The organism is Acidocella sp. (assembly GCF_013044125.1).
In the GTDB taxonomy this organism is placed as follows: Bacteria; Pseudomonadota; Alphaproteobacteria; order Acetobacterales; family Acetobacteraceae; genus Acidocella.
The window spans coordinates 1-9,007 of record NZ_JABEVC010000089.1 but is presented as its reverse complement, the minus strand read 5'-3'; the positions used below and the strand labels follow the sequence as shown (position 1 = coordinate 9,007).

At 68.7% G+C, this 9,007-nt stretch carries 9 protein-coding genes; 3 read left to right on the top strand and 6 right to left on the bottom strand.

What is annotated here, in order from left to right; translation table 11 throughout:
• From shc to HKL97_RS05435, 4 genes are all read right to left on the bottom strand, one after another.
• Positions 1-1,400, bottom strand: a 1,400-nt coding sequence (gene shc, locus HKL97_RS05450; protein WP_291423227.1) for a squalene--hopene cyclase, incomplete at its 3' end; no start/stop codon positions are given.
• A 45-nt stretch (positions 1,401-1,445) separates the two neighbouring features.
• A complete protein-coding gene (locus HKL97_RS05445; RefSeq protein WP_291423225.1) occupies positions 1,446-2,936 on the bottom strand; it encodes a glycosyltransferase family 39 protein in 1,491 nt (496 codons plus the stop codon).
• A 2-nt stretch (positions 2,937-2,938) separates the two neighbouring features.
• A complete protein-coding gene (locus HKL97_RS05440; protein WP_291423223.1) occupies positions 2,939-4,021 on the bottom strand; it encodes a glycosyltransferase in 1,083 nt (360 codons plus the stop codon).
• A 43-nt stretch (positions 4,022-4,064) separates the two neighbouring features.
• On the bottom strand, positions 4,065-4,544 hold the full coding sequence (locus HKL97_RS05435) for a peroxiredoxin (RefSeq protein WP_291423221.1): 480 nt from the start codon (positions 4,542-4,544) through the stop codon (positions 4,065-4,067).
• 123 nt (positions 4,545-4,667) lie between these two features.
• On the opposite strand from HKL97_RS05435, the gene HKL97_RS05430 reads away from it, so the two are divergent.
• The gene (locus tag HKL97_RS05430; protein ID WP_291423219.1) at positions 4,668-5,255 is read left to right on the top strand and encodes a YqgE/AlgH family protein; all 588 of its coding nucleotides are present in this window, start codon (positions 4,668-4,670) and stop codon (positions 5,253-5,255) included.
• Positions 5,252-5,869 (top strand): RdgB/HAM1 family non-canonical purine NTP pyrophosphatase, encoded by a 618-nt coding sequence (rdgB, locus tag HKL97_RS05425; protein WP_291423217.1) that lies wholly within the window; start codon positions 5,252-5,254, stop codon positions 5,867-5,869. The genes HKL97_RS05430 and rdgB overlap by 4 nt, the downstream gene beginning before the upstream one ends.
• Here rdgB and HKL97_RS05420 read toward each other — a convergent pair.
• Entirely contained in the window at positions 5,837-6,034 is a 198-nt protein-coding gene (locus HKL97_RS05420; protein ID WP_291423215.1) for a hypothetical protein, read from the bottom strand. The genes rdgB and HKL97_RS05420 overlap by 33 nt on opposite strands.
• Positions 6,035-6,113: 79 nt before the next feature.
• Positions 6,114-7,997: a protein-disulfide reductase DsbD gene (locus HKL97_RS05415; protein ID WP_291423213.1), complete on the bottom strand. Its 1,884-nt coding sequence runs from the start codon at positions 7,995-7,997 to the stop codon at positions 6,114-6,116.
• Positions 7,998-8,042: 45 nt separating this feature from the next.
• Between HKL97_RS05415 and HKL97_RS05410 the strand changes: the two genes are divergently transcribed.
• The coding region (locus HKL97_RS05410; RefSeq protein ID WP_291423211.1) for a DEAD/DEAH box helicase at positions 8,043-9,007 on the top strand (965 nt) is incomplete at its 3' end.

Below are 9,007 nucleotides of genomic sequence, written 5' to 3'. Positions count from 1 at the left end.
TGCACGCCGCGCGCGATGGCGGGCTGGTCCTCGGGGTGGCCAAGCTGGGCGAGAAAGGAGATGCAGCGCGCGGTGACATCCTCGGTCGGCGGGTCGAGCAGGGCGCCATGGTCCGCGAAGGGGATGTGGTTGAGGTATTGGCGGTCGTTATTGATATCAAACGCGCCCCAGGCGCCGTTGGTGGACTGCATGCCGATGATCCATTCGCGCGCGCGGGCGATGGCCCCGGCGTAGCGCGGCTCGCCGGTGCGGTGCATCAGCATGGCGACCACGGCGGTATCGTCGACATCGGGGTAGTGGGCGTTGTTGTACTGGAAGGCCCAGCCGCCGGGGCGGGTGCCGGGGGTGTTGTCCGCCCAGTCGCCCGCGACATCGAGGATTTGCCGGGGCGCCAGCCAGTCGCACGCGGCGGCGGCGGGGCCGGGGGCGCCGGCTTCCAGCAGGGCGTGGCCGGCGAGGCCCGTGTCCCACACCGGGGAGAGGCAGGGCTGGCAATAGGCTTCATCGTCCTTGACGACGAGGAGCTTTTGCACCGCGGCGAAGGCGGTGTCGAAATGTTCCCGGTCGCCGAAATGGTCAAACATCATCGCCGCGTTGGCCATCGCGGGGTAGATGGCGCCCAGCCCGTCCTCGCCGTTGAGGCGCTCAATGGTCCAGGCGATCGCCTTGTTGATGGCGCGCGCGCGGTATTTTTTTGGGAACCAGGGTTCGGCCGCGCGCAAAACGGTGTCCAGATGTTTGAAGAACGGCCCCCAGGCGGATTTGTAGGGGCCGCGGATCCAGTCACGCACCTGGGCCGGCGGGGTGGTGAACAGCTCGTCGATGCGGATGTTGCGCGGGTTGCGGGCGAGGGGTTTTTCGGCGGCGAGGACCATCAGCGGCGTCATCACCGTGCGCGACCAGTAGGAGACCTTGCGCATGTTGATGGGAAACCAGCCCGGCATGAGCATCAGCTCCACCGGCACGACGGGGCTGGCATCCCACGGCACGGCGCCGAAGAGGGCCAGTTGGATGCGGGTGAAGACATTGGCGCGCGCGGCGCCGCCATGTGCGAGGATGGCGGCTCTGGCGCGGAGCATGTGCGCAGCTTCGGGGGAGTCACCGATGGCCTTCAGCGCGAAATAGGCTTTCACGCTGGCCGAGAGGTCAAACTTGCCGCCATGAAAGAGCGGCCAGCCGCCTGGGTTGGTGGTGTGCTCGCCCTGGATGCGCCGCAGGTAGACGCCGATTTTTTCCTGTAGACCGGGGGTGATGCGGTCAAGATAATGTTCCAGCAGCACATATTCGGCCGGGATGGTGGCGTCGGCCTCCAGCTCGTAGAGAAAATGCCCGTCCGGGCGCTGCTCGCCGCGCAGGGAGGCGCTGGCGCGGTCAATCGCGGTGTCGAGGTTGGCGTTCATGCTACGCCGTTTGGCAAAATTCCGCGCGGTTTGCCAGGGGCGGGCTCAAGGCCCGGCGAGCAGCACGCCAGGCGCGGCGGCGGTGACGTAGCAGACATGGTAGCGCTCGATGATGTGCCGCCCGAGCAGGCGGGTGAGGGTTGCGGGCGGGGTTATGCAGTCAGGCGGCTGGTAGCGGGTGATGAACAGGCCGGTTTTGTTCTGCAGATTGGCCGGGGGGAAGGTAAAATAGGCCCAGCGGTAATCGTCAAACCCGGCGACGGGGATGTTTTTGGGGCCGTAATAGGCCAGGGCGGCGGCGGTGGCGTAATCGTCGGAGGCGAGTAAGGCCGGGCGCGGTTTGAGCGCGCCGGCGGCGCGCCCGAGGCCCCGCCAGCCGGCCATTTGCAGGGCCGAGGGGTCAGCGCGGGGCGGCAGCGGCAGGAAATGCGTGAGCGCCTGGGCATAAACCACGGCGGTGAGGAAAAACCCCAGCGCCACGGCGGGGTTGAGCCAGCGGCGCAGGGTTGGCGCGGGCAGCGAGGCGGCGGCGAGGCAGGCGGAGGGGTAGAGAATGGCGAGCCAGTTGGCTTGCACCCGGCCCTTGAGGACATGTTCGAGAAACACCGCGCCGGGCAGCAGGGTGAGCCAAAGGAGCAGACGCGCGGCCGGGGCGGGCGAACGGCGCAGCGCCCACAGGCCGCCCAGGACGAGGAAGAAGATGACCGGGGTGAACAGGCCGAGCTGGCCGCCCCAGAACTCGCCGAAAAACTGCACCGGGCGCGGCAGGCTGAAGCCGTGCGGCGCGGCGGGCGGGCCGAAATTGAGCGCGGGTTGGGGATGCGGGGGGGTGAGGAAGCCGGTGATGTCCGCATGGCGCAGCGGATGGAAATATTCGCGCCCGCCCTGTTTGAGGTAGCTGACCCATTGGTGGGCGGCGTTCCAGGCGATGTCGGGCGCGAAGACCAGGAAGGCCAGCGCCACCGCTGCCCACGGCCAGGGGGTGCGCAGCGCGGCGCGGCCGGCTGGCGCGGTGAGCAGCCAGAGGAACACTGAGGCGATCAAGAGCACGGCGGTGTATTTGGAGAGCAGGGCCAGCCCGGCGGCGAGGCCCACGGCCAGCCACCAGCGCGGGTTGCCGCTGGAAAGCAGCCGGGCCAGGGCGGCGATGCCGGCGGTCCAGAAAAACAGCAGCGGGGTGTCGGGCGTCATCAAAATGGCGCCGGTGCCAAACATCAGCGTGGCGTTGAGCAGCGCCGCCGCCGCGAGCCCCGCCTGGCGGCGGGGGAAAAGCTGCTCGCCGGCATCCCAGAGCAGCAGAGAGCCGAGGGCCGCCGAGAGCGGGCCGAGCAGGCGGATGCCCAAGGGCCCGGTGCCGAGCAGGGTGGTGCCGGCGCGGATCCACAGCGCGACCATGGGCGGGTGGTCAAAATAGCCAGGCTGGAGATGGCACGACCAGAGGAAGTAATAGGCTTCATCCGGCGCCAGGGGCACGCTGGCCGCGAGCGCCAGCCGCAGCAGCGTGAGCGCCGCCAGCGCCAGGAGGGCTGGGCGCACGGCTAGCGCACGCGCCAGACCAGCGTGGCGGAGACCGCGTAGTTCCACACCACGCCGACGGCCGCGCCGGCCGCGCCGGAGAACAGGGTGGAACCGTTCTCGGCATACAAGGCGCGGGCGATGCCGACGTTGGCGATGGCGCCCAGGCTGCACACGGCCAAAAACAGCACCAGGCCGCGCCAGGCGCGCGGACCCTTGAGCCGCTGCGCACGGTAGGTGAGCTGGTTGTTGAGCTGGAAGTTGGCGACCATGGCGACGATGGTGCCGATGGTCTGGGAGGTTGCGAAATCCAGCCCCGTGGAGCGGGCGAGTTGGAGCACCAGCAGGTTCACCAGCACGCCGAAGCCGCCGACCAGCGCGAAGGAGATGAAGCGCAGCGGCACCGCGCCGCCGAGCAGTTTATCAATGAGCAGCCCGGCGAACTGGGCCAGGACCAATACATCGAGCTTGCTCTCGCCCGCGATGCGGGGGCGGAATTTATAGGGGATCTCGGCGATGGTGAGGCGCGAGGGCGCGGCGAGGATGAGATCCAGCAGAATTTTGAAGCCCTGGCCGGTGAGCCGCGATGCCAGTTGCTCAAAGAGCGCGCGCGGAAGCAGGAAAAATCCGCTCATCGGGTCGGTGATGCTGGTCTTGGTGACCATCTGGGCGACGCGGATGCCGGTCTCGGAAAGTTTGACCCGCAAGGGCGAGGAGAGGCCCGCGGAATCCCCGCCCTCCACATGCCGCGAGCCGACCGCCATGTCCGCCCCGTTCACGACGGCCTGGAGCATGAGGGGCAGGCGGGTTTCATCATGCTGCAAATCGCCGTCGATCACCGCGATGTAATCCGCCGAGGAGGACAGCGCCCCCTCGATCACCGCCGAGGACAACCCGCGCCGCCCGATGCGGCGGATGCAGCGCACCCGCGGGTCATGCCGGGCGATCTCGTGCGCCGCCGCGGCCGTGCCGTCGGGGCTGTCATCATCGACGAAGACCACCTCCCAGGCCAGGCCGGCGAGCGCCGCATCAAGCGCCGCGACCATGGGTGCTACATTGGCGCGCTCGTTATAACACGGCACGACGACGGTGAGGGTGGTGCTCAAGCTCTGCGATCCCCCGAGGTGATGACCTTGCGGCCCCAAGGATTCAGAGCGCTTCGAGCACAGCCTCGGCGCGGCTGATGTCAAACCCGCCGGGTTCCTCGACGGCGAGATGGGTGACGATGCCATCCTGCGCGATGAGGGCGAAGCGCTGGCTGCGGATGCCAAGGCCACGGGCGGCGAGGTCCAGCTCCAGGCCGAGGGCCTTGGTGAAGGCGCCCGAGCCGTCAGCCAGGAAGGTGATGGAGTCACACGCTTTGTGTTCCTTGGCCCAGGCGCCGAGGACGAAGGCGTCGTTCACGGCCATGCAGATGATGCGCTCAACGCCCTTGGCCTTGAATTCGGCCGCGTGTTCGACGAAGCCGGGCAGGTGCTTGGCCGAGCAGGTGGGGGTGAAGGCGCCGGGGACGGCGAACATCACCACCTTGCCGGGGCCGAAGAGGGTTGCGGTATCAGCCTCGCGCGGGCCTTCCGGCGTGGCGATCATGAGTTTCATGGCTGGAATTTTATCACCGGTCTTGATCATGGCTGGCCCCTTGTTTCCAAATAGATGCGCCTACCTATACGAAGTGGCCTGGGCCGTGAAGAGTTGCCGCGCGATGGCAAATGGGGCTGGCGGGCGCCGGGCGGCGATAATATGGTCAGGGTTATGGCAAAGAGAGAGACACAGGGGTTTAAGGAGCCGGACTGGCTGACCGGGCAATTGCTGATCGCGATGCCGGCCATGCAGGACCCGCGTTTCGCGCAGAGCGTGATTTTTATTTGCGCGCATACCCCCGAGGGGGCGATGGGCGTGATGCTGAACCGGCCGGTGAAGACGCCGGGATTCAACGCGCTGCTGCGCCAGCTGGGGGTGGAGCCGGTGCCGCCCAAACGCGAGATCCGCGTGGGTTCGGGCGGGCCGGTGGAGGATTCACGCGGGTTCGTGCTGCATTCGTCCGATTGGGTGACCGAAGGGAGCATGGCGGTGGACGAGGATTATGTGCTGACCGCCAATCTGGAGGTGTTGCAGGCGCTGGCCGAGGGCGGCGGGCCGAGCCAGGCGCGCCTGCTGCTGGGCTATGCGGGATGGGACGAGGGGCAGCTTGATGAGGAAATCAGGCAGAATTCATGGCTGAGCGTGCCGGCTGATGAAGCGCTGGTGTATGACACGGCGTATCTGACCAAGTGGCAGCGCGCGCTGGCGAAACTGCGGATCGACCCGGGCATGCTCTCGCACGAGGCGGGGCGGGCATGAGCGCGGACCGGCCGAAGCGGATTTTGATCGCCACGCATAACGCGGGGAAACTGAAGGAATTTGCCGCGCTGCTGGCGCCGCTGGGGATAGAGGCGGTGGGCGCGGGCGCGATGGGCCTGGCCGAACCGGCGGAGAGCGCGGATGATTTTGCCGGAAATGCGCGGCTGAAGGCGCTGGCGGCGGCGCGCGCGGCGGGGATTGCGGCGCTGGCCGATGATTCCGGGCTGTGCGTGGCGGCGCTGGGCGGCGGGCCGGGCGTGTTTTCCGCCAGGTATGCGGCCGGGGATTATGGGGCGGCGTTCGCGCGGATTATCGCAGCCTGCGCGGCGGCGGGGGAGTGGCGGGCGCGGTTTGTGTGCGCGCTGTGCCTCGCGCAGCCTGATGGCACGACTGCGACCTTCATCGGCCAGGCGGACGGGACGGTCGCGCGGGAAGCCGGGGGCGCGGGCGGGTTTGGCTATGATCCGGTGTTTGTGCCCGATGGGTATGAGAAAACCTATGCCGAACTGGGCAGCACGGTGAAGGACGCGATCAGCCACCGGGCGCGGGCGTTCGCGCAGGTGGCGGCGCGGCTGGCCAGCTCAGCTGTTGCGGGGCGCACGGTGGGCGGCTAGGCCCTGGCTGTTCATCAGCGGCAGCACCAGATCGGCGATTTTATTCGAGGTGTTGAGCACCATGGCGCTGGCGAATTGCCGCACGGAGGATGGCGAAACATGGTCGCTCTGCGCAAGCGCGAAGAACGGCGACAGTATGACAATGGCCCAGAGAACTCGCCGCATCCGAAACACCCTCCTTCTATCCACCACGCCCTTATAACCCGGCTTTGTTGCTGGCTTATTTCTGCAAGATAAATAGTCCTTAACGGCTCCCCCGCAGCGCCGCCTGCACCTCTGCCGATGTGAGGATTTGCGGCAGGATGAGCGGGGTGGACGCGCCGGGGGCATAATAAAGGTAGAGGGGCACGCCGTCGCGCTGGTTGGCGGCGAGCAGGGCGGTGATGGCGGGGTTTTTGTTGGTCCAGTCGCCCACGAGCAGGGCGGTGCGGGTGGCGGCGAAGGCGGCTTCAACGCCGGGGTTTTTGAGGGTTGTGGCCTCATTGACCAGGCAGGTGACGCACCAGGCGGCGGTGAGGTCTATGAAGACCGGGGTTTTTGCCGCGCGCAGCTGGGCGAGGCGGGCGGCGGTGTAGGGCGTTGCGCCGGGCAGGGTGAGCGCCGGGGCGGCGGCCTGGGTGCGCAGCAGGGGCAGCAGCAGGAGCAGCGCCAGGGCCAGCGGGCGCAGCGGCTTGCGGATGAGCGCAGCGGCAAGGATGGCGGCGCCCAGCAGCAGCAGCAGCAGGCCCGGCGTGCCGGTCTGGTGGAACAGCACCCAGGCGAGCCAGGCGAAGGTGGCCGCCATGGGGAGAGCGAGGGCGCGTTGCAGCCAGAGCATCCAGGCGCCGGGGCGCGGGATGAGGCGCGCCAGGCGCGGGATGCTGGCGAGCAGCAGGAAGGGCGCGGCGAGGCCGAGGCCGAGGCTGAGGAAGATGCCGAGCGCCATGAACGGCGGCGCGGCCAGGGCGGCGGCGACGGCGGAGCCCATGAAGGGCGCGCTGCACGGCGTGGCGACAATGACGGCCAGCGCCCCGGTGGAGATACTGTGCTGGACCGGGAGCCGGCCCAAAGCGGCGGGGGCGGAGAGCGCGAACAGCCCGGCGAGGTTGAGGGTGAGCGCGAAGATGACCCAGGCGATGAGGGCGACGAAGATGGGCGACTGGAACTGAAAGCCCCACCCGGCGGCGGTGCCCAGCGCGCGCAGGGCGAGCAGGGTGGCGCCCATGGCCAGCATGGTGGCAAGCACGCCGAAGGTGTAGCCGAACGCCTCGTGGCGGATTTTGGTGTCCACGCCGCCGAGGCGCGAGATGAGCACGGCCTTCATCGCCAGGATCGGGAAGACGCAGGGCATGAAATTAAGGATCAGCCCGCCGAGGAACGCCAGCAGCAGATAGGGCGGATGCGCGGGCGCGGCGCCGGGCGCGGGCGCCAGGGTGAGCGCTTGGGTGGCGCCGGAGGGGTCGGTGAGTTCGAGCAGGCCGGTGAGCGGCTTGTGGCCGGGCGCCAGGGTGAGGCCGAGGGTGAGGCCGGTGGCGGTGAAGGCGAGGCGCTGTGGCGCGCCGTTGGCCAGCATGCCCGGCGCGGCGGGGAAGAAATGGGCCGCGGCAACCTGGGCGGCGGTGGGGCCGGTGAGGGTGAGGGTGCCATCCGGCGCGATGGTGGCCGGGAAGGGCGAGGCGATAATTTTGGGGCCGGTGAAGAGCGCGGCCTCGGCCGAGGGGCCGCCGGGCAGCGGCAGGGTGAAGCTTGCGTGCTCGGGGATGCAAATGTTGGAGCAGACCAGCCAGGACGCGGTGGCGGTGACGGATGACCCCGCGTTATGGGCCATGAACGCCAGCAGCACATTGCCCGAGAGCACATAGGCGGTGACGGGGCCCTGATGGAATAATTCCGGCGGCGGGAAGCCGAGCGGGCCGAGGCTGGCGGGCGCGGCGGCGGTGATGCCGGGGGGGAAACCGGCGTCACCCGGGTTGGACCAGTAGATATGCCAGCCGGGGGCGAGTTGGAATTGCAGCGCCAGTTGCACATCAGGGCCGGTGTTGCTGGCGGAGATGAGGCGGACGGAATCCCGCGGGGAGGTGAAGACGTTGCTGGCGGCCCCGAAAGCAAGGCCGGGGAAGAGCAGGAACAACAGGAGCAGGGCGCGCATGGGGGGAATATCGCACGGTTGGGCTTGTGGTGGTATCCGGGGGCGATGACCGACGATTTACCCGTGAATGATGTGCTTCCGGCGCTGCTGGAATGCTTGCTGAGGCAGGAGAAAAACGCCGTGCTGGTAGCGCCGCCGGGCGCGGGCAAGACCACGCTGGTGCCGCTGGCGCTGATGCAAGCGGGGGTGGGAGGCAAAATTCTGCTGCTGGAGCCGCGCAGGCTGGCGGCGCGCGCGGCGGCGCAGCGCATGGCGGGGATTTTGGGCGAGGCCGTGGGGCAGCGGGTGGGGTTTCGCACCCGGCTGGAGAGCGCGGTTTCAGCCGGGACGGTGGTGGAGGTGATCACCGAAGGGCTGCTGACCAGCCGCCTGCTGGCCGACCCGGGGTTGAGCGGGGTGGCGCTGGTGATTTTTGACGAGGTGCATGAGCGCAGCCTGGATGCGGACCTCGGCCTGGCGCTGGTGCTGGATTTGCAGCGCACTTTGCGCCCGGAGCTGCGGATATTGGCGATGTCTGCCACGGCGGAGGCGGAGAAGATCGCGGGGCTGCTGGCGGCGGCGGTGATTGAGAGCGGCGGGCGGATGCATGAGGTGGCGGTGAGCCACAGCAAACGCGATATCCCCACCGTGCGCGAGCTGCCCGAGGCGGCGGCGAAGGCGGTGCGCGAGGCGCTGGTGGCGCATAAGGGCGATGTGCTGGTGTTTCTGCCGGGCATGGCGGAGATAAGGCGCACGCAGGCGGCGTTGCAGGGCGCCCCGGCGCTGGTGCTGCCGCTGCATGGGGATTTATCGCCGGCGGCGCAGGATCTGGCGTTGCGCGCGCATGAGCAGCGCCGGGTGGTGCTGGCGACCTCGATCGCCGAGACATCGTTGACGGTGCCGGGCGTGCGGATTGTGATCGACGGCGGGTTCCGCCGCGCGCCAAAACTGGATGTGGCAAGCGGGCTGACCCGGCTGGCGACCTTGCGGATAAGCCGCGCGGCGGCGGTGCAGCGGGCGGGGCGCGCGGG